This window comes from Burkholderia sp. ZZQ-2 (genome assembly GCF_050768715.1).
GTDB lineage: Bacteria > Pseudomonadota > Gammaproteobacteria > Burkholderiales > Burkholderiaceae > Burkholderia > Burkholderia cepacia.
On record NZ_LDVA01000374.1, the window covers coordinates 1 to 21,681 of the forward strand.

Below are 21,681 nucleotides of genomic sequence, written 5' to 3' on the forward strand. Positions count from 1 at the left end.
CTGAATGGCAAGACCGCAGTCGTCACGGGCGCCGCGAGCGGCATCGGCAAGGAAATCGCACTCGAGCTCGCGAAAGCGGGCGCGGCCGTCGCGATCGCCGACCTGAACCAGGACGGCGCGAACGCCGTTGCCGACGAGATCGTCAAGGCGGGCGGCAAGGCGATCGGCGTCGCGATGGACGTGACGAACGAGGAAGCCGTGAACAGCGGTATCGACAAGGTGGCCGAAACGTTCGGCTCGGTCGACATCCTCGTGTCGAACGCGGGCATCCAGATCGTCAACCCGATCGAGAACTATTCGTTCTCCGACTGGAAGAAGATGCAGGCGATCCACGTCGACGGCGCATTCCTGACGACCAAGGCCGCGCTCAAGCACATGTACAAGGACGATCGCGGCGGTGTCGTGATCTACATGGGTTCGGTGCACTCGCACGAAGCGTCGCCGCTGAAATCGGCGTACGTGACGGCCAAGCACGGCCTGCTCGGCCTGGCCCGCGTGCTGGCGAAGGAAGGCGCGAAGCACAACGTGCGCTCGCACGTCGTGTGTCCGGGCTTCGTGCGCACGCCGCTGGTCGACAAGCAGATTCCGGAGCAGGCGAAGGAGCTCGGGATCAGCGAAGAGGAAGTGGTGAAGAAGGTGATGCTCGGCAATACGGTCGACGGCGTGTTCACGACGGTGCAGGACGTCGCGCAGACGGTGCTGTTCCTGTCGGCGTTCCCGAGCGCCGCGCTCACGGGCCAGTCGTTCATCGTCAGCCACGGCTGGTTCATGCAATGAAGCCGCACGCCCGCACCGAAAAGCAGGCCGTCGATGCGGCGGACCTGCATCACGAGGCCGGCGCACCGGCCGCCGCGCGCACGCTGCCGTACGAAACGATCGCGCTCGTGCTGCAAGGCGGCGGCGCGCTCGGCGCGTACCAGGCCGGCGTGTTCGAAGGGCTGCACGAGGCGGGCATTCCGCTCGACTGGATCGCGGGCATCTCGATCGGCGCGCTCAACACCGCGCTGATCGCGGGCAATGCGCCCGAGCATCGCGTCGAGCGGCTGCGCGAGTTCTGGGAAACGATCTGCAAGCCGGCGTTCTTCCCGACGGTTCCGGCCGCATTCGAGTTCGCGCTGTTCAACAGCATCGACCAGGTTCGTACGTTCTTCACCGCGTCGCAGGCCGCGAGCGCGATGATGCAGGGCCAGCAGGGCTTCTTCGTGCCGCGCTTTCCGCCGCCGCTGCCGGGCGTGTCGGATCATCCGGAGAAGATCAGCTGGTACGACACGTCGCAATTGCGCGCGACGCTGCTGAAGCTGTGCGATTTCGACCGGATCAATTCGGGCGAAACGCGCGTGTCGGTCGGCGCGGTCAACGTCGGCACCGGCAACTTCGTGTACTTCGACAACTCGCGCATCCGTCTGGCACCCGAGCATTTCATGGCGTCCGGCGCGCTGCCGCCCGCGTTCCCGCCGGTCGAGATCGACGGCGAGTACTACTGGGACGGCGGTGTCGTGTCGAACACGCCGCTGATGGAAGTGCTCCGCGCACGGCCGCGCCGCGACACGCTCGCGTTCCAGGTCGACCTGTGGAGCGCGCGCGGGCCGCTGCCGCGCACGATGGCCGACGTCGCCGAGCGCACGAAGGACGTGCAGTACTCGAGCCGCACGCGCTTCGTGACCGACACGCTGCAGCGCGAACAGCGCTACCGCAACGTGCTGCGCCACGTGCTCGAGCAGGTGCCGGAAGAGCAGCGCAAGGCGGATCCCTGGTGCGTCGAGGCCGATGCGATGTCGTCCAGCAAGAAGTACAACATCCAGCACCTGATCTACCAGCAGAAGGCGTACGAGCATCACTACAAGGACTATCAGTTCGGTCTGTCGACGATGCGTGACCACTGGTCCGCGGGTCTCGACGACATCCGCAAGACGCTCGCAGTCAAGGACGGCCTCGCGCTGCCCAACAACGACGCGGGCTTCGTGACGCACGACATTCACCGCAAACGGTAATGCCGTGCGCGACGGATCGGCGCGTTGCATGCGCCGATCCGTCCTCTTCTCCGATCAGACATGCCGATCTTCATTGCACTGTTCGCGCTCATCGCTGCCGGATGGGGCGCGGTTCACCTGTTTCACGTCATCGCCGCACAGTTCGGCCAGCCGGTCGCGATCGCGGCCGCCGTGCTCGCCGCCGCGATCCTGATCGCGCTGGTCGCCTGGTGGATCAAGCGCCACCGCGACATCGCACCGAATACGAAGGAAGAAGGCTGGACCCACGTCGTGCATCGCGCGTGGGGCGAGCTGCGCGTGTCCGCGACGCAGGGGCTGCTTTGGCTGTCGTACGACGGCGCGGACGGCCGCTATACGCTGTCGCAGCTCGACGGCTGCCAGGCCGCGCCGATCGGCGGCCGCTGGCACCTCGTCGTGCACGTGCGCGATGGCGTGCGCAGCGAATGGAAGCTGCCGATGATGGACAAGCGCGACGCGCAACGCTGGGCGCGCGTGCTGACGCTCGCGAAGGACAACCGGCTTTGAGACGGCATGCCGTGAATGCACGGGGACGGCATGCACGCATGAACCGCCGCGCCGCCTGGCCCGCATGCCGGTGCGCTATCGCGCGCCGAGCGCCCACAACGCATCGAGTACATGCTGTGTCGCCCGCTCGACCGGCCCCGCCCGATGGGCGATACCCAGCTCACGCCACAACGCCGGGCGCAACGCCCGCATGACGATGCGCGCATCGGGTAGCGGGGCGCCCGCCTCGTGCGGCAGCAGCGTCGCGCCGTAACCCGCGGCGACCAGGCTCTTGATCGCATCGTTGTAGTTGAGTTCGATCCGCGGCTCCGGCCGGTGGCCGCCGAGCGCGAACCATTCCGTCGTCAGCCGTGACAGGCGGGTGGTCGCATCGTTGAGAATCAGCGGGCGGGCGGCCAGATAGCCGGGCGTCACGCGCGCCGGAAGCGGCCAGTCCGCCGGCAGAAACGCCATCACCGGATCGCGCCGCCACGCGCGGATCGACAGCCCCGCGACCGCCGTCTGCGGCAGCGCCACCAGCCCGACATCGAGCGTGCCCTGTGCGATGCGCGCCAGCGTGTCGTGCGACGTGAGCACCGCGATCTGGACATCGATATCCGGATGCTGCTCGCGCAAGCGGGCCACCGCCTGCGGCAGCAGGTGCGCGATCGCCCCGGTCGATGCGCCGAGGCGTACGCGTCCGGTCAACCCCTGCACCTGTCGCTGCACATCGTCCAGCGTGGATTCGACCTCGGCCAGCAGGCGGCGCGCACGCTCCACCAGCACTTCACCGATAGGCGACGGCCGCACGTTTCCACGCGTGCGGGACAGCAACGGCGCGCCGATGCGGTTCTCCAGTTCGGCAATGTGAAGGCTGACGGTCGGCGGCGCGAGGTGAAGCAGTTGCGCCGCGGCGACAAAGGATCCTTGGTCCGCGATGGCGACCAGCGTGCGCAGGCGGTCCAGGCTGATCTCCCGCATTCTCCACCTCTCGTTCAAGAAAACTGAATCTGATGGTCAGTAAATTCAACTTTTCCTATTCTAGGCGCTCGGTGGACGATACGGCTTTCCCGACGACTGAACCGAAGGAACGCGACCACCATGAGCCAGCCCACTGTCTACATCGACGGCGATCAAGGGACGACCGGATTGCAGATCCACGAGCGCCTGCGCGGGCGCACCGACCTGCGGCTCGTCGCGCTGCCGGAGGCCGAGCGCAAGGATCCCGTGCGGCGCGCCGAAGCGATCAATGCAGCCGACATCGCGATCCTGTGCCTGCCCGACGCGGCCGCACGCGAAGCGGTCGGCTTCATCCGGAATCCGGCGGTACGCGTGATCGACGCGAGTTCGGCTCATCGCACGCAGCCGGAATGGGTCTACGGCTTTCCCGAGATGGCCGACGGGCAGGCACGGGCGATTGCACACGCACGGCGTGTCACCAATCCGGGCTGCTACCCGACCGGCGCGATCGGGCTGCTGCGGCCGCTGCTACAGGCCGGGCTGCTGCCGCGCGACTACCCGGTGAGCATCCATGCCGTGTCCGGATACTCGGGCGGCGGGCGGGCTGCCGTCGACGCATTCGAATCGGACGGCGCTTCACACGCGAAACCGCTGCAGGTCTACGGCCTCGCCCTCGCGCACAAGCATCCGCCCGAGATCCAGCTGCATGCCGGTCTGGCGAACCGTCCGTTGTTCGTGCCGGCTTACGGTGCCTATCGGCAAGGCATCGTGCTCACCGTGCCGATCGAGTTGCGGCTGCTCCCTGCCGGTGTGACCGGTGAGCAACTGCATGCATGTCTCGCGCACCATTACGCCGAGTCGCGCCACGTCGACGTCACGCCGCTCGCGGACACGCATGCGATCACGCATCTCGATCCGCAAGCGCTGAACGGCACCAATGACATGCGGCTCGGCGTGTTCGTCAATGCCGAGCACGGCCAGGTGCTGCTGTCCGCCGTGTTCGACAATCTCGGCAAAGGCGCATCCGGCGCAGCCGTGCAGAATCTCGACCTGATGCTCGGGGCGGCAGGCGCGGCAAAAGCGGCGTAAGCCGTGTGCGGGCACCAGCGTCGGCAGGCCGGGCACCTCGCGACCGCGATGTGTTGATACCCGTTCGACGCGACCGGCTCGCGACGCGGTTGCGAGCCGGAAACGGGGCCTGCCGATGCTGCGCACATGCCCCCGTAAAAGCTCACCTTTAGCCGGTTTCAGGCCGTATCGTCACCCGCCGCGGCATTCAAACCGGCCAGCGTCTCCATCAGAAAATCCACGCACACGCGCACTTTCGCCGACGCCGCGACGCGCTCCGGATACACGGCCCAGATGTTCGCGGGCTGGATTGCGTCCGGCAGCACGCGACACAGTGCACCGCGTTCGATCAGCGGCGCGGCTTCCCAGATCGAACGCAGCACGATGCCGCGCCCGGCCAGCGCCCATTGCACGGCGACCTCGCCATGGTTCGTCGACAGCGCGCCGCCAACCTTCACCGTGGCCGTTTCACCGCGCACGTTCAGCCGCCACACGCCGAACGGGTGATCGCGCTCCTTGATGGCAAGACAGTCGTGCGATGCAAGATCCGCGAGCGAGCGCGGTGTACCGCGCCGGGCGAGATAGTCGGGCGACGCACACAACACGCGGTAGTTCGCGGCAAGGCGGCGCGCGATCAGGTGATCGGCGATCTCGTCGCCGATGCGCACGTCGAGGTCGTAGCCTTCGCCCGCGACGTCGACGAGCCGGTCGAACAGATCGAGCCGCACGTTCAGTTGCGGATAGCGTGCCGAGAAGTCGAGCAGCGCCGGCGCGACGACGTGCCGGCCGAAGCCGAAGCTGCTCGAAATGCGCAGCGTGCCGCGCGGCACCGTGCGCGTGGTCGACACGTCCTCGACGAGATGATCGACGTCGTCAAGAATCTTCTCGGCGCGCGCGAACACGCGCTCGCCTGCTTCCGTGACCGTCACGCGGCGCGTCGAGCGATGCAGCAGGCGCGTGCCGAGCTGCGCCTCGAGCAACGCGATGCGCTTGCTGACATAGGCCGGCGACACCGCGAGCTGCTCGGCGGCCGCGCTGAAGCTGGTCAGGCGGACGACCAGGCTGAACACGCGCAGGTCGTCGAGATTCGGCGATTTGTTCACGATTCGTGGAAAGTCGATTAACCTTTCGCGCGATTTTAATCCAGATGGAAATAAATAGAATGACGTGACGCGCCGCTGCCTCTCCCCGCGGCCAGCCCACCAGCCAAGGAGCTTTGCATGACCGACAGGACCTACAGAATTGCCGTGATCCCCGGCGACGGCATCGGCCGTGAAGTGATGCCCGAGGGCCTGCGCGCACTCGACGCCGTGACCGCGCGCTTCGGCATCCGCTTCGACTTCGTCCAGATCGACTGGGCGAGCTGCGACTACTACGCACAGCACGGCAAGATGATGCCGGACGACTGGAAGGCACAGCTCTCGGGCATGGACGCAATCCTGTTCGGCGCGGTCGGCTGGCCCGCGACGGTACCCGATCACGTTTCGCTGTGGGGCTCGCTGCTGAAATTCCGCCGCGAATTCGACCAGTACATCAACCTGCGGCCCGCGCGCCTGTTCGACGGCGTGCCGTCGCCGCTCGCCGGCCGCCGCGCGGGCGACATCGACTTCATGATCGTGCGCGAGAACACCGAGGGCGAGTATTCGTCGGTCGGCGGCACGATGTTCGAAGGCACCGATCGCGAGATCGTGATGCAGCAGGCGATCTTCACGCGTCACGGCACCGAGCGCGTGCTGAAATTCGCGTTCGAACTCGCGCAGCGGCGCGCGAAGCGCCTCACCGTCGCGACGAAGAGCAACGGCATCGCGATCAGCATGCCGTGGTGGGACGCGCGCACGGCCGAGATGGCCGAACGTTATCCCGACATCGCCGTCGACAAGCAGCACATCGACATCCTGTGCGCGCGCTTCGTGCTGCAGCCGGACCGCTTCGACGTCGTCGTCGCGTCGAACCTGTTCGGCGACATCCTGTCGGATCTCGGGCCCGCGTGTACGGGCACGATCGGCATCGCGCCGTCGGCGAACCTGAACCCCGACCGCACGTTTCCGTCGCTGTTCGAACCCGTGCACGGCTCCGCGCCCGACATCACGGGGCAATACATCGCGAACCCGGTCGCGATGATCTGGTCGGCGGCCCTGATGCTCGACTTCCTCGGCAACGGCGCAGGCCGCGAACGCGAAGCGCACGATGCGATCGTCGCCGCGATCGAGGACGTGCTGCGCACGGGGCCGCATACGCGCGATCTCGGCGGCAACGCGAGGACACAGGAAGTGGGCGAGGCGATCGCCGCGCGCATCGCGGGCTGACGATCAGGCCCGGCGCAATCGCAATCACACGCGCCGGGTAAAGGCTGCACGAATCGGTGTGCGGTGAGTTGCACACCATGCGTTTGCGCACGTGTGCGAATTCCTGCGCCTGCCTGGTGAAGTCGAGCGGTGAGCAACGTCGCACCGCAACGCGCACAGCACGCGCCATCAGGCGTCGACGTCGATACGATCGGTGAGTTGCACGCCACACGCGTGCACACCGATCGTCAAACCGCTACCGGCCCCGATCGATCGGTGAGATGCATCACGTGGTGAAGCACACCGTTGCATACCGATACGCGCATCACGAGATCGCGACGTGCATGGCATGTCCGCTTTGCCCGGGACGATGCCGCGTCGAACGGCTCGAAGCACACAGTCCGACGCGACATTTCCCCTCGTCCCGAAAAATCTCACCTTCAGCGCATCGACTCCCGAATTTCCTCACCGTTGAAGCCCGGTGATGCGTTCGCCGGTTCGTCGAGTTGACACGCGCGTCACAGGCCGAGATCGGACAGCCCGGGATGATCGTCCGGACGACGACCGAGCGGCCAGTGATAGAGACGATCCTGCTCGCGAATCGGCAGGTCGTTGATGCTCGCGTGACGATGCGCCATCAGCCCGTTTTCGTCGAACTCCCAGTTTTCGTTGCCGTACGAACGGAACCAGTTGCCGGCATCGTCATGCCATTCGTACGCAAAGCGCACCGCGATGCGATTGCCGTCGAATGCCCACAGCTCCTTGATCAGCCGGTAGTCGAGCTCGCGCGCCCACTTGCGCTGCAGCAGGCCGACGATCTCGTCGCGGCCGGTCACGAATTCCGCACGATTGCGCCATCGGCTTTGCGGCGTATAGGCGAGCGACACGCGCTGCGGGTCGCGCGTGTTCCACGCATCCTCGGCGGCGCGCACTTTCTGGCGCGCCGTTTCGAGCGTGAAGGGCGGAACGGGCGGACGGACTTCGAGGGAAGCGGACATGGGTTGCTCCTGTTCAGGTTCTGGCCACGGACGACCGCGGCCGGTTCGGATTCGCTGCTTCGACTACCGTGATACCGCGTCGAGCAGCAGTTCGGCCGTCGCGCGCGCATCACGCGCGGCGTTTGCATCACCACTGACGAGCGCCACGCCGATTGCGCCGTCGATCAGCACGAGCCACTGACGCGCGACGCGCGCGAGCCCGCGGCGCTCGATGCCGGTTTCATCGGCATACGCATCGAACCGCTCACGCACGAACGCCAGCAAGCGTGCCTTGTGCGCGCGTGCAACGACACGCACCGGATCGTCGGCATCGGGAATCTCGCCCGATGCGTTGAGGAACGCGCAGCCGTGAAAGTCGGGTTGCCCGAACCAGTCGCGCAGCACGTCGAACATGCCGAGCAGCTGCACGCGCGGTGCCTTGCCGCGCGCCAGCGTCGCGTCGACGAACCAGCGCATCCAGCGCTCGTCGCGACGTTCGAGCGCGGCCAGCACCAGCGCCTCTTTCGATTCGAAATGCGAATAAAAGCTCTTTCGCGCCGCGCCGGATCGCTTGACGATCGCATCGACACCGGTTGCATGGATGCCGCCCGAGTAGATCAGCGCTTCGGCTGCATCGAGCAACCGGTCGCGAACGCCCGGTTCGCCGGAAGGGTCGTGATGTGTGTTCATGGGTTTACGGTAGAACGATCGTTCTCCACCGTCAATACCCGGATGAAAAAGCCCTGCTGGCGGGAGGGCTGAATCGCAACCTGGCCGCGCGATGCAAGTCCGCCGCGTTTACGACATTTTTTCTTGAAGCGGACGCGTGACGCTCACTACACTTCGGTCACCCTGTCTGGGCGAAAGGACATCATGCAGCGACCGGAATCCGCGCACCCCGCGCGCGCCTATGCGGCTTATGCCAAGCGGCTCGATGGCCGCGTTGTCGTGCGGCGCTTCGACCCGCGCAACGATTCGTACGACACGTTGACCGCGCTGCTGCATCGCGCCTTCGCACCGCTCGGCGCACTGGGCTTCAACTGCCCGTGCGTCGATCAGCCAGCCTCGGCGACACGCGAACGCGTGCTCACCGGCGAGTGCTTCGTTGCGCTCGGCAACGCGCACCTGGTCGCGACGATGACGATGCGTTCGCACGATCCCGATTCCCGCTGCGATCCATACCGCAGCCGGCACGTCGCGACGCTCGGCCAGCTGGCCGTCGATCCCGTCTGGCAGGATCGCGGCATCGGCCGATCACTGCTCGCATTCGCGCAACGGCGGGCCGCCGCACGCGGCGCGACGCACCTGGCGCTCGACGCACCGTACGCGGCGGTCCGGCTCATCGATTTCTATCGTCGCGAAGGATTTCAACCGGTCGACGTGATGCGTTTTCCGGGGCACAACTACGACAGCACGATCCTGTGCAAATCGGTCTGCGTCACAAGCGGTCGCATCGTTGCCGGTGATACGACGCAGATCGACATTGCACGACCTGTCGGTGCCGCGTCGTGAAACATGACATGCCGAAGCGCGAAAGCGGCGACGATCGCACCCGGCTCGCCGTCCGGCAGGCACGCGTGCGCGCTGCACTGCGGCTGCGTGGCGTGTTGAAGCTGACGATCGTCACGATCGCGGTCGCGCACGTGCTGGCATTCGTGTTCGACAGCCTGCTGGTCGTGGCCGGTTTCGCGCCGGATGCCGCAGCGTTGCTGCTGTTCCGTTTCGTGACGTGCGCGCTGGTCAGCTTCTGGCTGCAAGCGGACGCGTTGCGCGCATATCAATACGCAGCGCAACACGGGTTCGTCACCGCGCCCGGAGTGCACGGCGGCCCGGTCGACGTTGCACCGCAGTGTCCGAAACGCTGGCTCGTCGTGTTGAGTCTTCAGCTCGATCCACGCGGGTTGAACGGTGAACGGATCAAGTAGCCGTCGGCGCACCGATCGACGTCGATCGATATCGAATGGTTTCACGCATGAGTGAGTCGCAACGACGCGCGCGGGCTCACGGTTGACGCCACGGTTCCGCACGACATCGCATGCGGTTGCATGACGAGCGATCGCGCGGCAAGGCAAGCAGGGAAGTGTCTGGAAGGGCAGAGCAGGTGCCGTAAGGCACGAGGGCGGAAAGCGAGGCAGCTTCCGTCAGGTGAAGTGAACGTGCGACTGCAGTTCACCGATGTGCAATCGTGTCGCGATTCAGCGCGCCAACACAGCTCCCGAATAATCTCACCTTGAGCCTGGACTCGCGCGTTTCGGCCTCGAAAACGCAGACGTAAACGAAAGCGGGGCAGGCGGCGAACACGCAGCACTACCCCGCGGCACTCAGGCCGTCCAGTCGAGAATCACCTTGCCGCTCTCGCCGGACAGCATCGCGGCAAAGCCTTTCTCGTAATCGTCGGCCGCGAAGCGATGCGTGATGATCGGCGACAGGTCGAGGCCGCTTTGCAGCATCGCGACCATCTTGTACCAGGTCTCGAACATCTCGCGGCCGTAGATGCCCTTGATCTCGAGCCCCTTGAAGATCACCTGGTTCCAGTCGATCGCCGTCTGCGCGGGCGGAATGCCGAGCAGCGCGACCTTGCCGCCGTGGTTCATCGCCTCGAGCATGCTCGTGAACGCGCTCGGCACACCCGACATTTCGAGGCCGACGTCGAAGCCTTCGGTCATGTGCAGGTCGGTCATCACGTCGCGCAACGACTCGCGCGCGACGTTGACCGCACGCGTCGCGCCCATCTTTCGCGCGAGTTCCAGCCGGTAGTCGTTGATGTCGGTGATGACGACGTTGCGCGCGCCGACGTGCTTCGCGATCGCTACAGCCATGATGCCGATCGGGCCCGCGCCGGTGATCAGCACGTCTTCGCCGACGAGGTTGAACGACAGCGCCGTATGCGTCGCGTTACCGAACGGATCGAAGATCGACGCGAGATCGTCGGAGATCTCGGGCGGGATCTTGAACGCGTTGAATGCCGGAATCGCCAGATACTCGGCGAACGCGCCTTCGCGGTTCACGCCGACGCCGACCGTGTTGCGGCACAGATGCCGGCGCCCCGCGCGACAGTTGCGACAGAAGCCGCACGTGATGTGGCCTTCGCCGGACACGCGATCGCCGATCGCGAAGCCGCGCACTTCCTGCCCCATCTCGACGATCTCGCCGACATATTCGTGACCGACGTGCATCGGTACGGGAATCGTCTTCTGCGCCCAGTCGTCCCACTTCCAGATATGGATGTCGGTGCCGCAAATCGCCGTGCGGCGGATCTTGATCAGCACGTCGTTGTGGCCGACTTCGGGACGCTTCACGCGCGTGAGCGTGAGGCCGGGGCCGCGTTCGAGCTTTGCCAGTGCTTTCATGGTCGCGCCTCCGTCAGATCACGCCGAGCGACTTGCCGACGCGCACGAACGCGGCGACCGTCTGGTCGATCTGTTCAGGCGTATGCGCGGCGCTCATCTGCGTGCGGATGCGGGCGCGGCCGCGCGGCACGACGGGGAACGAGAAACCGATCACGTAGACGCCTTCGCCGAGCAGCTTGTCGGCCATGTTCGTCGCGAGCTGCGCATCGCCGAGCATCACCGGGATGATCGGATGCGCACCCGGCACGAGCGTGAAACCGGCTTCGGTCATCTGCTTGCGAAACCGCGCGCCGTTCTCGCGCACGCGCTCGCGCAGCTTCGCGCCTTCGTCGCTGCCGAGCAGTTCCAGCACCTTCAGCGATGCCGCGGCGATGCTCGGCGTAAGCGTGTTCGAGAAGAGATACGGGCGCGAGCGCTGGCGCAGCAGCTCGACGACTTCGCGACGCGCGGCGACATAGCCGCCCGATGCGCCGCCGAGCGCCTTGCCGAGCGTACCCGTGATGATGTCGACGCGGCCTTCGACGCCGCAGTGCTCGGGCGTGCCGCGGCCGTGCGTGCCGATGAAGCCGACCGCATGCGAATCGTCGACCATCACGAGCGCGCCGTAGCGATCGGCGAGATCGCAGATGCCTTTCAGGTCGGCGATGATGCCGTCCATCGAGAACACGCCGTCGGTCGCGATCAGCTTGTGGCGCGCGCCCGCTGCATCGGCTTCCTTCAGCTTCGCCTCGAGGTCGGACAGGTCGTTGTTCTTGTAGCGGAAACGCTTCGCCTTGCAGAGGCGGATGCCGTCGATGATGCTCGCATGGTTCAGCTCGTCGCTGATCACCGCGTCGTTCTCGTCGAGCAGCGTCTCGAACAGCCCGCCGTTCGCATCGAAGCAGCTCGAATAGAGGATGCTGTCCTCGGTGCCGAGAAAGGCGGCCAGCGCGCTTTCCAGTTGCTTGTGCACGGTTTGCGTGCCGCAGATGAAGCGCACCGATGCCATGCCGAAGCCGTCCTGGTCGAGGCCGGCCTTCGCCGCGTCGATCAGGCGCGGATCGTTCGCCAGGCCCAGGTAGTTGTTCGCGCAGAAATTGAGCACGCCGGCACCGCCGGCGAGCCGCACGGCTGCCGCCTGAGGACTCGCGATCTCGCGCTCGGTCTTGTAAAAACCGTCCGCGCGGATCTGGTCCAGCGTCCCGCGCACCTGGGCGAGAAAGGCATCACGCATCGCAAAGCTCCTGACAGGGTTTCGCATTCCGCAACGCGCCACTCGTGGCGGCGGCGCAACGGCCTGCTACTGTTATAGTCGGTCGTTCGGTTGACCGCATTTATCCGATATTCCGAACTAGAATTCGAAATACCGAACAACTCTAAGCGAACGGAATCCAAATGGCAAGTTCCTCCGGTTCGCGGCGCACGCCTGCCAGCGCCGCACCGCAACCGCCGGCCGCCACGCCGCCGCGTGTCGGCGAGCAGATCCAGCGGCTGCGCAACGAACGCAAGCTGACACTCGACGACCTGTCGCGCGCAGCCGGCGTATCGAAATCGATGCTCTCCGAGATCGAACGCGACAAGGCCAACCCGACGATCGCCGTGGCGTGGCGGCTGACGAACGCACTCGGCATCACGCTCGACGAGCTGTTCTCGCAACCGAAGGCGCCCGAGACTATCCGCGTCGACGGCCCGCACGACATTCCGACACTCGCCGGCCATGACGGCCGATACCAGTTGCGCGTGTGGGGCCCGATCGACCTCGCCGGCAAGTTCGAGTGGTACGAGCTGACGCTGCCGGGCGGCGGCGCACTGATATCGAACGCCCACGAGCCCGGCACGCGCGAGCACCTCACCGTGCTGCAGGGCGCGATGGAAATCGAAGCCGCGGCGGCAAGCCGGCGCCTGAAGGTAGGCGACACAGCGCGCTACCCGGCCGACGAGCCGCACGCGATCCGCAATCCCGGCAAGGCCGAGGCGCGGGCACTGCTGATCGTGATACACCGCTGACGGCGCGGATAGCCGGCCGAAAGGCCGATTGCAGGCCAGTTGCGGAAAACACTGTATGTTTGTACAGTATACGAACATTCCGCCATGCATGGGCTGGAGCCGGCGCACCGAGGCGCCTGCCCGGTCGACAGGAGCCTGCAATGACAGAAGAACAAGATTTGGCCGCGCTCAGCTTCAAGGCTGCCGCGCACGACCTCGAGCTGATCGTTCGCCATATCGCCGGGCGTTATATCCGCCAGCGCGTCCCGCTGACGTGGCGCCTGCTGCATGCGATCGAAGCCGAGGCGCTTGCCGATCTCGGCTTTGCCAGCCGGCACGAGGCCGGCATGCGTCAATTGTTCGAACGGCCGTCGGACATGACGTTTCCCGAAACGGACGATCCGATCGACTTCGGGCACTCGAACGCGCTACCCGCCGTATTTTCGTTCGCGGTTCTCGCATACGAAGCCGCGTCAACCTCGAACGACACCGCGCCTCGCGAGCGGGCTCACCGCCCGTCCAAGGCGTGGGGCGACTGACTGCCCGCCCAGGCCGCCACGCGTGGCGGCCTTGTCCTGCCCCTTGCCTCTTGATGCCCGAGACGTTGCGGAAAGGGCTACCATACACGCAACTAACGGAATAAATCACATGTCTCTTCCCGCCTCTCCCGACATACCGGCACGCCCGGAAGAAACGGATCTGTTCGACCGCGGCGCGTCCGACTGGATCCTCTCTCCCGAAGCCGCATTCGATGCATGGCTCGCCATGCAGGACTATCGTCGCTCATCGGCCGACGTCTATCGCGCGCAATGGGGCGCGTTTCTCACGTGGCTGCGTACGCACCAGAAGAATCTGGCGACGGTCGATACGGCAACCATCGCGAATTTCGTCGGCGAACTCCCGATCCGGAAAACCCAGCGGATGCGCTATCTGCGGCTGATCGAGCGCGTGCTCGACCATATCCGGCGCACCGAATACGCGTCGACCAACCCGGCCCGGTTCATTGCTCAGGATGGCGAAGCGAACTGGCGCAAGGCTCGCGACAACGAACCTACCGGTTTCCTCACGCCGGCCGAGCGCGCGACGTTGCTCACGTACCTGTTTTCGCCGATCGGCGTATCCGGTTCCGCGTACTGGAAAGAGCGGCGCGACCGCGCGCTCGTTGCCGCGTTTCTCGGCGCCGGCATTAAAACCGGTGAAGCTCGTGCACTTACGATTAGTTGCATCAATACAGCTGGAACGTCGCTGCAGATCGAGTCGACGCACCCTGATTTCGCGCGCGAAACCCATCTGGCGTCGTTCGCGATCGCCCTGCTCGAAGCGTGGCTCACCGAACGCAAGCGCCAGGAGATTCCCGGTGAACTCGTGTTCCCCGCATCCCATGCCGGGCGGCCGATGCACAAGGCGACGATGCTGCGCGCCATCGACGCGATCGTCGAATCCGCCGGGCTCACGTCGTCACGCACCGCACGCGCCAGCCCGCAAACCCTGCGTAATACCTACGCGGCCGAACTGTTCGAACACGACGTGCCGCCCGAACGAGTCGGCAAATGGCTGGGCTTCATGCGACCGATCTCGTCGAACCGTCTGCATCGCGCATGGAAGAACTGGCGCGACGGTCTGGCCGACAACAATGCCGACGGTGACGCGTCGGGCATCGACGAAACTCACTGATCCCCCAACAGCTGCTCACGCCAAGCGATCCGTGAGCAGCCTTGTGCGGCACAGCCTCACCGTTCAATCGCTCCCGAAAAACCTCACCTCAAGCTCCCCGGATCGTCTCACCTGTGCAGTGCCGCCGCCCATTGCGTCACGTGCGCACAAAGCGGGCAACGGCTTCCAATCGGGATGGCCATGCGCCCGAAGCGTGTTCGCACTCGGGGCAGGCCACTTCAAAACCCTCTTTTCCGTGTGACAGCTCGGGCTCACCGTCGCAATGCGGACAATGGGCCGGTACCGGAGTCTCTTGATCCAGTGAGGTGCCGATCGCGGCAAATGCCTCCGCATCCAGTTGCCCCGCATCAGCCAGGCGGCGGATCAGCGCGGCGATTTCCGGATTCATTCCGCGGCTCGCGCGCAGCAAACTCATATCGCGCGTCGCGCGTTCCAGTTCATCTCCCTGGCTGCGCAATTGTTCTTCGAGCCGGTCTGCACGCGCCTTGGCCGCACTCAATTGCTGCAGGAAATCGAATTCCTTGCGCTGAACGTCGCGTAAGCCGTTCTGGTAAGTCGACGCCGTGCTGCGCAACGAATCCAACTCGACCAGCATCGGCTTGACGCGGCGTTCGGCTTCGGCCACCGCGTCCTTGATTTGCTGCGCGTAGTGCTCGGTGCGCTGCTGAAGTTCGGCTTGAAGCGCATCGATGCGGTCGCGCAGCGTGGCGTTCTGCGCCTGCTCGGCTTCGATACGGCCGGCCGCCGCAGCCAGCTCCTTCTCCAGTCGAGCGACTGTGGTGAGTAACGTCGCTTCGCTTGCCGAACCGTGCGTCGTTTGCGATGCAAGCTGGACTTCGAGTTCGGTCACGCGCGCCTGCAATTGCTCGTTTTTCGCTTCGCCACGTGCGAGCGCGCCCTCGAGCGTCTCCTGGCGGACGATTGCGTCGCGCAACCGCTGTTCGGCGTCGGCCACGCCGGCGCGGACCTGTTCGCGATCGCTATCGAGGCTGTCTCGCGCGGCTTTCAACGCTTCTTCATAGAGTGCCCCGAGCAACGCGCCGGCTTTTTCCTCGACGGCTTTCGGAATTGCGGCACCGTCGAGCCTGACCTTGGAGGCGGAACGGATACGTTCCCAGAAGTGGTCGATGTCTTTCGGGATATCGCTGGCGCTGCCGGTCTGGGTGAGATCGCGGACGTTGGCAGCCGACGGCCGGATGCCAAGATCGAAGAACAACCGCTTGCATGCATGCAGCGACAATTCCTGCCGTCGCGCACCTCTTGCACGCAGCGATTCCAGTTCGTCCCGAATGGTTTGGCGTATTTCGTCCAGGGTCATCGCTGTGCTCACAGACATTGAAGTGTGGCAATCATAACGAAATACGTACTTATCGATACTTGTTTCGGCTCGGCGTTGTGAATTTACGTCGCTTCGCACAGAAATCGGATCTGTGAGCCGATCTGGTCGACTGTGGTTCAGGATTCCGTGAAACAAAGCGAAGAAAGTTAGCCAAGTCCTTGTCGTGCAAGCGTTTTTCTGTCGATCCCGAATTTCGGCATTTGTTTCACATGACAACGGCTCCGGTTGCTTGTCGGTGTCCAGGGGTTGGGGTGTCTGTGGAAAACTCTGCAGCCGATGTCTTGAGAGTATTAGAAGTAAACACCCTTGAACCCTTAGTTAAAAACGTTAACGCCACGGCACAGCCTTATGCTGCAAGGCTTTCCGGCCGACAAGGTGAAGTTTTACGGGAGCCAAGGTGATCTTCTGCGGGAGCTGAAGTGATGGGGTTCAGGGAGCTGCGTGAGCCGTTGCGGGAAAGGTCGTGAGCGGATTCGGGATCACAGTGAAACACGAGATTTCCCAAAGGTGAGGTTTTTCGGGGCCTCACAGCCACAGAACCCGCGCTGTGCCTGACTGCACAGTTTTCTGCCTGTGCAGACATAGGTGAGAATTTGCGGGACCTTCTTTGTGCCCCGATTCTGCCCATCTTTTAGGCAGTTTCTGTGAAAGGTGAGGTTTCACGGGACTCCACGGGCGTTTGGTGTGAGGATTTCCGGGAAAGGGACGCCATTTTGCACAGCAAAAGTGCTCTCGTGGGCCTGTGATGCACTAAAGGTGAGGTTTTTCGGGAGGGGAATCCGGGTTTTCCTGCCCGGATCCCGCTGAGGTGAGCTTTTTCGGGGCATGGATCACAGACTATGATTCGGGCCACAGGTGAGCCTTTCCGGGAATGGAATTTGCCCGAAAAATGGTCAAAGGTGAGCGTTTTCGGGATCCGTGGACGGCCGAATTGGCCGAAAAGCCCGCCAGGACTGGAAGAAATCTCGTTTTTGCTGTGCCTCTTTTTGGTACAGGTGAGATTTTTCGGGGGGCGACATACCGTTGTCGTATGAAGGATTTCCGTCGAAAGGTGAGGATTTTCGGGGGGTGTCGGCGGTGCACAGCCAAATGCCTTCTGTGCATAAGTATCGGAAGGCATTGAGGTTTTTGATACCGCGTCAGTTACGGTGAGGTTTTTCGGGAGCCATTTCCGTGCCAGAAGTGGCACAGCGATTTTTCGGTAAGGTGAGCGTTTTCGGGAGGCTCTGATGGCGGATCCCGCGCGTGCCGGGCATTCGTCGGCAGTCAGATGAATGAACATGCTGTGTTCAAGGTGAGTTTTTTCGGGACCCGATACGGTTTGTGCGCTGTACAATGCGCGCCCGGGCCGACACAGCAGGTTCGTTCGGGTCCCGCGGGCCGGTTTGGCGGGCGTCTTCCGGGGCGGCGAACCCGATCACGATCGCCCGGAGAGTCGCGCCTGTACATGCATACAGGCCTGAACGGGTCGTATCGGGAAGTGCGATGAGGTGGGATCGCAACCCTGTGCCGAACTCACGGCAGCGCAGTCGTAAAATTACGACAAATCGAAAGGTGAGCCGATACGGGAGTGCATTTCGCACGTTCCGGGCACAGGTGAAATTCTGTGAATCGGCGCATCCCGCAGCACGTCTGGACGAGTCCGGAACGCTGCAAATCCGGACCGGTGAGGATTTTCGGGAGCGCCTGGGGTGAGTGCCGTTTTACACGCGCACTTCACCCGCTATGGTGAGCATGTCGTTCTGGACGCACTTCACCGCAGACGCTATCCTTCCGGAAAACTTCTCCTCCGACCCGACGTATGGCCACGACGAAGCGCGCCAAGAAAACCGATGTGGATGTGGTGAATGCCAGTTCAGCCGAATTGCGTAAGGCCGTCGAGGCGATCGCAATTCAGCCGAAGAGCGGCAAGATCACGCTCCTCACTCGCAAGCTGTTCAATGTCCTGCTGGCCGTGGCGCAGCAGGCCGACGACTCGGGCGATACGTATCGCGCGCTGCTCTCGGACATCGTCGCCAACTCCGCCTTCGATTCGAACGACACCGCGCTGGTGAAGGAACACCTGCGCCGCATGGTGTCGGTGCAGGTCGAATGGAGCACGGGGACGTCGAGCCAGAAGCCGGGACGCAAGTGGGGGATCTCGACGCTGATCGCCGACGCCGAAATTCTCGAGGATCCGGCGACCCGCCGCGTGTGGGTCGAATTCTCGTTCGCGCCGAAGATCAAGAAAAAGCTGCTCGACCCGGTCCAGTACGCGCGCCTGAGCCTGCAGTTCCAGAGCCAGCTGCGCAGCAGCGCCGGCCTCGCGCTGTACGAAATCTGCGTGCGCTACCTGACGAACCCGAGCCACCTGACGATGCGTGAGCCGTGGGAGTGGTGGCGGCCGATCCTGTCGGGCACGCCCGACACGGAAGCCGGCGACGAAGCGAAACGTGAGTACAAGTACTTCAAGCGCGACTATCTGCGTCCCGCGATCGCGGAAGTCAACGCGGTCACCAACATCTTCGTCGAGCTGATCGAACACCGTGAAGGGCGTCGGGTCGCGGAGATCCAGTTCCGTGTGACCGAGCGCAAGCAGCCGATGCTCGCGCTCGACGAACATCCGAACGTGTTCGACAGCACGCTGGTCGACCGGATGGTGAAGATCGGGATCCCGCTGAAGGAAGCGCAGACGCTCTATGCGGACAGCGAGGAAAACCGCATTCGTGCCGCGCTGCAGATGACCGAGCAGCGGATGCGCAGCACGACGCTGCCGCCGGTGCGCAGCGCGCCGGCGTTGTTCAAGGATGCGCTGAAGAAGGGTTATGCGCCGCCGGTCGAATCGGTCGACGCACTGCCTGCCGGCACGCCGCCTGCGAAGATTGCGGCGGCCCAGCCGGACGACCTGAAGGCACGCCTGTTGAGCGAGTTCGCTGCGTTCCGCCGCAAGGAAGCGAAGGTGCTGTACGAAGAGCAGGGCGACGCCGAGCGCGAAGTGGCGCGCGAGTCGTTCGAGTCGGAGGCGCTGCCGACGATGGGCACCCATCTGCGCGACGACTGGCGCAAGCGCGGCCTCGATTCCAAGCTGGCCGAGACGGCCTTTTTCGACTGGCTGGCCCAGAAGACCTGGGGCGAGCCGACGGACGGCGACCTGCTGTCGTTCACGCTGAACCAGTCGCGTGCCGCCTGAGGCCCGCTCAGGCCCGCTGACGGGCCGCCGCCGGCCCCGTCCTCGGTTGGCGGGCCCGGCATCTTCACCAGGCCCAGCCGGCCGTTTCCGTCACTCCGACAACAGCATCCGCTCGAGCTGCTCGAGGATCGCGTCGCGCTTGTCCTTCGGGAGGCCGCGCAGGCGCAGTTCGATGCGATCTTCGCCATACGACTTCAGGTCGCCGACCGACTTGCCGCCAAGCTTGATCTCGAGACGCTGCGCATAGCGCTGACGGCCGGCAGCCTTCGGCGTTTCCTGCGCCGCGACGCGGCCCTTGACGATGTCCGACACCTGGCGCGTGCTGAGATCGTCCGACACGATCTTGTTGATCAGCCGCAGCGTGGCCTCGGTGCCGCGCGCATTGTGATAGCGGCCGACCTGATACGCCATGTTTGAACCGAAGCGATCGGGGCGCGCGACCATTTCCTGCATGATCGCTTCCGGCAGTTTGCCGATCGACAGGGCGACGGCCACCGTCGATTCGTCGAGGCCGAGGTGCTCGGAGAGTTCCTTCTGGCTCTGGAAATGCTTGTCGTCGAGGAAGCGGCGCCACACGACGGCGTTGTCGAACACCGTCTGCGAATCGCGCTGGACGTTGAGATCGTAGCCGAGCTTGTAGCTCTGGATGCCGATCGGCACGTCGATCACGATCGCCTTGACCGATTCCTTGTTGGCTTCCTTCAGCGCCCGCACGCGGCGGCCGCCATCGCTGACGAAATACGTGCCCGGATTGTCGTAATCCGGAATCACGTGGATCGCCTGCTGTTGCCCTTGCTTCGCGAGGTTGACCGCGAGTTCTGCAATCGACGATTTCAGATAGAAGTGCCGCGGATTGAACGGGCTATGCTTGATCGCCTTCAGCGACAGCTCGATCACCTGCCCGGGCGCATAGCGGTTCTCTAGACGCCACGCACGATATTGCGCCGATTCATCGATCGACGGATCGAGCGTGAGCTCGGGAGCGGGCTGCGGCGCGGTGTCTTTCTTCGCGGATTTGGTCGGCGCCGGGGTGGGGGTCTCGGACTTGACGATGCCGTCGATCGCATTGAGTCGATCGAGCGCCGTGCGCTTCTCGCTCGTCGTGATATCCGGGCGCGCTTGGAATCCTTTGGCAAATTGGGAGGGTTTCATGTGACTCCTTTGTGCGCATAAAGTCAGGGCAGCATGGCGACGATTTCGTCGGCGCATGCGCGAATTTCCGTGGCGGCCAGCTTGCCGCCACGATCGTTCATCTGCAGCACGGTCTGACCGAGCGCCATCGCCTGCTTGTACGCCTCCCGGGTCGGGATCTGCGTTTTCAGCAACGGGAAGCCGAGTTCCTCGAGCGCGCGCTTGAGCTCGCGGGTCAGCATGCGCTTCTCTTCGGTCTTGTTCAGCAGGAAGACCGCGCGGAGGTCTTCGTTCATGACCTGCGCCTGCTGGATCAGTTTGACCAGCCCAACGCTCGACCAGTAATCAGCCGGCGACGACGACGTCGGAATCACGGCAATCGATGCGGCCAGCAGGACGACGCCCGACACCTTCTCGGTGATCGACGGCGGGCAGTCTACGACGATGATGTCGTAGTCGTTGATGAACTTCTTGATCTCGCGATGGATTTGGCCATCGGCTTCGGCAAGGTTGACGACCGGAAACGGGATGCCGTTTTCGCTGTCGCCGGATGCGCTCGACCAGTGAACCAGCGTGTTTTGACGGTCTGCGTCGATGACGAGGACGCGCTTCCCTTTTTCATGGAACGCGGCACCGAGGTGCATGGCAATCGTGCTTTTGCCGACGCCACCTTTTTGTTGAGTGACTGCAATGATTTCCGCGGCCAATTTTCACTCCTATTTTGGTCGTTGGAATTCTACAGGACGATATTTGAATTTCAATGAAATTGTCGTTCGACAACTACGCATTGGCCATTCGGGCTATCGGTTTATGCGCATAAACGAACCGGAGACGGCGAATGACCCGACTGGATGGTGTGGCGGATGTCTGCAACGTCGATGGACGGGGCGGGGTTTGAATCATCAAGTGTGGCGTCGCTGGTGTGAGTAGCGAGTTGCCGCGGGATCGTGGTGCGCTGCCCTTTCGTTCGATGAGGCGGTTGGGGCTGAGAGTTTGTGCGCATAAACTCCGCTGAAACCGAGGCTGTCGATCGCGTGACCAGGGGGAGCTGCACCTCTGAGAGTGGAGTGTGAGCGGTATGTCCTGGCCCGGTACACCGCGTTGAGGCATGCCACTGAACCCGTGTACGTCGGCACACCTCGCTGCCTTTGGGCGTCTCGTTTATGCGCATAAACTGCGGCCGATGGCGATGGCGATGGCGATGGCGATGGCGATGGCGATGGCGATGGCGATGGCGATGGCGATGGCGATGGCGATGGCGATGGCGA

The 21,681-nt window shown here is 64.1% G+C and carries 20 protein-coding genes; 11 read left to right on the top strand and 9 right to left on the bottom strand.

The window, feature by feature from the left end; genetic code table 11:
* The 3 genes from ABY44_RS38135 to ABY44_RS38145 form a co-directional block, all read left to right on the top strand.
* Positions 1–777 (top strand): 3-hydroxybutyrate dehydrogenase (locus ABY44_RS38135; RefSeq protein WP_226194288.1); only part of this gene is annotated, 777 nt, incomplete at its 5' end.
* Positions 774–1,991, top strand: a complete 1,218-nt coding sequence (locus ABY44_RS38140; protein WP_027790186.1) for a patatin-like phospholipase family protein — start codon at positions 774–776, stop codon at positions 1,989–1,991. The genes ABY44_RS38135 and ABY44_RS38140, both read left to right, overlap by 4 nt.
* A gap of 60 nt (positions 1,992–2,051) precedes the next feature.
* Entirely contained in the window at positions 2,052–2,516 is a 465-nt protein-coding gene (locus ABY44_RS38145; RefSeq protein WP_060174105.1) for a hypothetical protein, read from the top strand.
* A 75-nt stretch (positions 2,517–2,591) separates the two neighbouring features.
* On the opposite strand, the gene ABY44_RS38150 is transcribed toward ABY44_RS38145, so the two are convergent.
* Positions 2,592–3,476 carry a LysR family transcriptional regulator gene (locus ABY44_RS38150; protein WP_059693277.1) on the bottom strand — a complete coding sequence of 295 codons (885 nt, stop codon included), beginning with the start codon at positions 3,474–3,476 and terminating at the stop codon, positions 2,592–2,594.
* 120 nt (positions 3,477–3,596) lie between these two features.
* Between ABY44_RS38150 and argC the strand changes: the two genes are divergently transcribed.
* Entirely contained in the window at positions 3,597–4,544 is a 948-nt protein-coding gene (argC, locus tag ABY44_RS38155; RefSeq protein WP_060174104.1) for an N-acetyl-gamma-glutamyl-phosphate reductase, read from the top strand.
* Between the two features lie 158 nt (positions 4,545–4,702).
* On the opposite strand, the gene ABY44_RS38160 is transcribed toward argC, so the two are convergent.
* Complete coding sequence (locus tag ABY44_RS38160) at positions 4,703–5,626, bottom strand: LysR substrate-binding domain-containing protein (protein WP_059688150.1); 924 nt, start codon at positions 5,624–5,626, stop codon at positions 4,703–4,705.
* A 117-nt stretch (positions 5,627–5,743) separates the two neighbouring features.
* Between ABY44_RS38160 and ABY44_RS38165 the strand changes: the two genes are divergently transcribed.
* On the top strand, positions 5,744–6,829 hold the full coding sequence (locus ABY44_RS38165; protein ID WP_059693271.1) for a tartrate dehydrogenase: 1,086 nt from the start codon (positions 5,744–5,746) through the stop codon (positions 6,827–6,829).
* Between the two features lie 497 nt (positions 6,830–7,326).
* Here ABY44_RS38165 and ABY44_RS38170 read toward each other — a convergent pair whose 3' ends face one another.
* Together ABY44_RS38170 and ABY44_RS38175 are read right to left on the bottom strand one after the other, a co-directional pair.
* Entirely contained in the window at positions 7,327–7,806 is a 480-nt protein-coding gene (locus ABY44_RS38170; protein ID WP_048021168.1) for a DUF1348 family protein, read from the bottom strand.
* Between the two features lie 63 nt (positions 7,807–7,869).
* Positions 7,870–8,475: a TetR/AcrR family transcriptional regulator gene (locus ABY44_RS38175; protein ID WP_059495295.1), complete on the bottom strand. Its 606-nt coding sequence runs from the start codon at positions 8,473–8,475 to the stop codon at positions 7,870–7,872.
* A 183-nt stretch (positions 8,476–8,658) separates the two neighbouring features.
* On the opposite strand from ABY44_RS38175, the gene ABY44_RS38180 reads away from it, so the two are divergent.
* Entirely contained in the window at positions 8,659–9,297 is a 639-nt protein-coding gene (locus ABY44_RS38180) for a GNAT family N-acetyltransferase (RefSeq protein WP_060174103.1), read from the top strand.
* A gap of 8 nt (positions 9,298–9,305) precedes the next feature.
* Positions 9,306–9,710 carry a hypothetical protein gene (locus tag ABY44_RS38185; protein ID WP_060174102.1) on the top strand — a complete coding sequence of 135 codons (405 nt, stop codon included), beginning with the start codon at positions 9,306–9,308 and terminating at the stop codon, positions 9,708–9,710.
* 396 nt (positions 9,711–10,106) lie between these two features.
* Here the strand turns inward: ABY44_RS38185 and tdh are convergent, their stop codons facing one another.
* A complete protein-coding gene (tdh, locus tag ABY44_RS38190; RefSeq protein WP_021163717.1) occupies positions 10,107–11,135 on the bottom strand; it encodes an L-threonine 3-dehydrogenase in 1,029 nt (342 codons plus the stop codon).
* A 13-nt stretch (positions 11,136–11,148) separates the two neighbouring features.
* Complete coding sequence (locus ABY44_RS38195; RefSeq protein ID WP_021163718.1) at positions 11,149–12,348, bottom strand: glycine C-acetyltransferase; 1,200 nt, start codon at positions 12,346–12,348, stop codon at positions 11,149–11,151.
* Between the two features lie 161 nt (positions 12,349–12,509).
* Between ABY44_RS38195 and ABY44_RS38200 the strand changes: the two genes are divergently transcribed.
* The 3 genes from ABY44_RS38200 to ABY44_RS38210 all read left to right on the top strand — a co-directional run bounded on the left by ABY44_RS38200 (position 12,510) and on the right by ABY44_RS38210 (position 14,774).
* Positions 12,510–13,121 (top strand): helix-turn-helix domain-containing protein, encoded by a 612-nt coding sequence (locus ABY44_RS38200; RefSeq protein WP_021163719.1) that lies wholly within the window; start codon positions 12,510–12,512, stop codon positions 13,119–13,121.
* A 140-nt stretch (positions 13,122–13,261) separates the two neighbouring features.
* A complete protein-coding gene (locus tag ABY44_RS38205) occupies positions 13,262–13,639 on the top strand; it encodes a DUF2471 family protein (RefSeq protein ID WP_060174101.1) in 378 nt (125 codons plus the stop codon).
* A gap of 109 nt (positions 13,640–13,748) precedes the next feature.
* Positions 13,749–14,774, top strand: coding sequence for a tyrosine-type recombinase/integrase (locus ABY44_RS38210; RefSeq protein WP_027790197.1), 1,026 nt, complete (start codon positions 13,749–13,751; stop codon positions 14,772–14,774).
* A 136-nt stretch (positions 14,775–14,910) separates the two neighbouring features.
* Here the strand turns inward: ABY44_RS38210 and ABY44_RS38215 are convergent, their stop codons facing one another.
* Positions 14,911–16,092, bottom strand: a complete 1,182-nt coding sequence (locus tag ABY44_RS38215) for a DNA-binding protein (protein WP_060174100.1) — start codon at positions 16,090–16,092, stop codon at positions 14,911–14,913.
* Between the two features lie 1,822 nt (positions 16,093–17,914).
* Between ABY44_RS38215 and ABY44_RS38220 the strand changes: the two genes are divergently transcribed.
* The gene (locus ABY44_RS38220) at positions 17,915–19,282 is read left to right on the top strand and encodes a replication initiation protein (RefSeq protein ID WP_431643566.1); all 1,368 of its coding nucleotides are present in this window, start codon (positions 17,915–17,917) and stop codon (positions 19,280–19,282) included.
* 90 nt (positions 19,283–19,372) lie between these two features.
* Here the strand turns inward: ABY44_RS38220 and ABY44_RS38225 are convergent, their stop codons facing one another.
* On the bottom strand, positions 19,373–20,434 hold the full coding sequence (locus tag ABY44_RS38225) for a ParB/RepB/Spo0J family partition protein (protein ID WP_021163724.1): 1,062 nt from the start codon (positions 20,432–20,434) through the stop codon (positions 19,373–19,375).
* 23 nt (positions 20,435–20,457) lie between these two features.
* Positions 20,458–21,120, bottom strand: a complete 663-nt coding sequence (parA, locus tag ABY44_RS38230; protein WP_027790199.1) for a ParA family partition ATPase — start codon at positions 21,118–21,120, stop codon at positions 20,458–20,460.
* Between the last annotated feature and the right edge of the window lie 561 nt (positions 21,121–21,681).

Bases quoted from the DNA above. Each gene is read 5' to 3' on its own strand.
- ABY44_RS38195 (WP_021163718.1), bottom strand. From the start codon at position 12,348: ATGCGTGATGCCTTTCTCGCCCAGGTGCGCGGGACGCTGGACCAGATC.
- ABY44_RS38210 (WP_027790197.1), top strand. From the start codon at position 13,749: ATGTCTCTTCCCGCCTCTCCCGACATACCGGCACGCCCGGAAGAAACG.
- ABY44_RS38215 (WP_060174100.1), bottom strand. From the start codon at position 16,092: ATGACCCTGGACGAAATACGCCAAACCATTCGGGACGAACTGGAATCG.
- ABY44_RS38145 (WP_060174105.1), top strand. From the start codon at position 2,052: ATGCCGATCTTCATTGCACTGTTCGCGCTCATCGCTGCCGGATGGGGC.
- argC (WP_060174104.1), top strand. From the start codon at position 3,597: ATGAGCCAGCCCACTGTCTACATCGACGGCGATCAAGGGACGACCGGA.
- ABY44_RS38175 (WP_059495295.1), bottom strand. From the start codon at position 8,475: ATGAACACACATCACGACCCTTCCGGCGAACCGGGCGTTCGCGACCGG.
- ABY44_RS38205 (WP_060174101.1), top strand. From the start codon at position 13,262: ATGACAGAAGAACAAGATTTGGCCGCGCTCAGCTTCAAGGCTGCCGCG.
- tdh (WP_021163717.1), bottom strand. From the start codon at position 11,135: ATGAAAGCACTGGCAAAGCTCGAACGCGGCCCCGGCCTCACGCTCACG.
- ABY44_RS38180 (WP_060174103.1), top strand. From the start codon at position 8,659: ATGCAGCGACCGGAATCCGCGCACCCCGCGCGCGCCTATGCGGCTTAT.
- ABY44_RS38200 (WP_021163719.1), top strand. From the start codon at position 12,510: ATGGCAAGTTCCTCCGGTTCGCGGCGCACGCCTGCCAGCGCCGCACCG.
- ABY44_RS38220 (WP_431643566.1), top strand. From the start codon at position 17,915: ATGGCCACGACGAAGCGCGCCAAGAAAACCGATGTGGATGTGGTGAAT.
- ABY44_RS38140 (WP_027790186.1), top strand. From the start codon at position 774: ATGAAGCCGCACGCCCGCACCGAAAAGCAGGCCGTCGATGCGGCGGAC.
- ABY44_RS38165 (WP_059693271.1), top strand. From the start codon at position 5,744: ATGACCGACAGGACCTACAGAATTGCCGTGATCCCCGGCGACGGCATC.
- ABY44_RS38150 (WP_059693277.1), bottom strand. From the start codon at position 3,476: ATGCGGGAGATCAGCCTGGACCGCCTGCGCACGCTGGTCGCCATCGCG.
- ABY44_RS38225 (WP_021163724.1), bottom strand. From the start codon at position 20,434: ATGAAACCCTCCCAATTTGCCAAAGGATTCCAAGCGCGCCCGGATATC.
- ABY44_RS38170 (WP_048021168.1), bottom strand. From the start codon at position 7,806: ATGTCCGCTTCCCTCGAAGTCCGTCCGCCCGTTCCGCCCTTCACGCTC.
- ABY44_RS38185 (WP_060174102.1), top strand. From the start codon at position 9,306: ATGCCGAAGCGCGAAAGCGGCGACGATCGCACCCGGCTCGCCGTCCGG.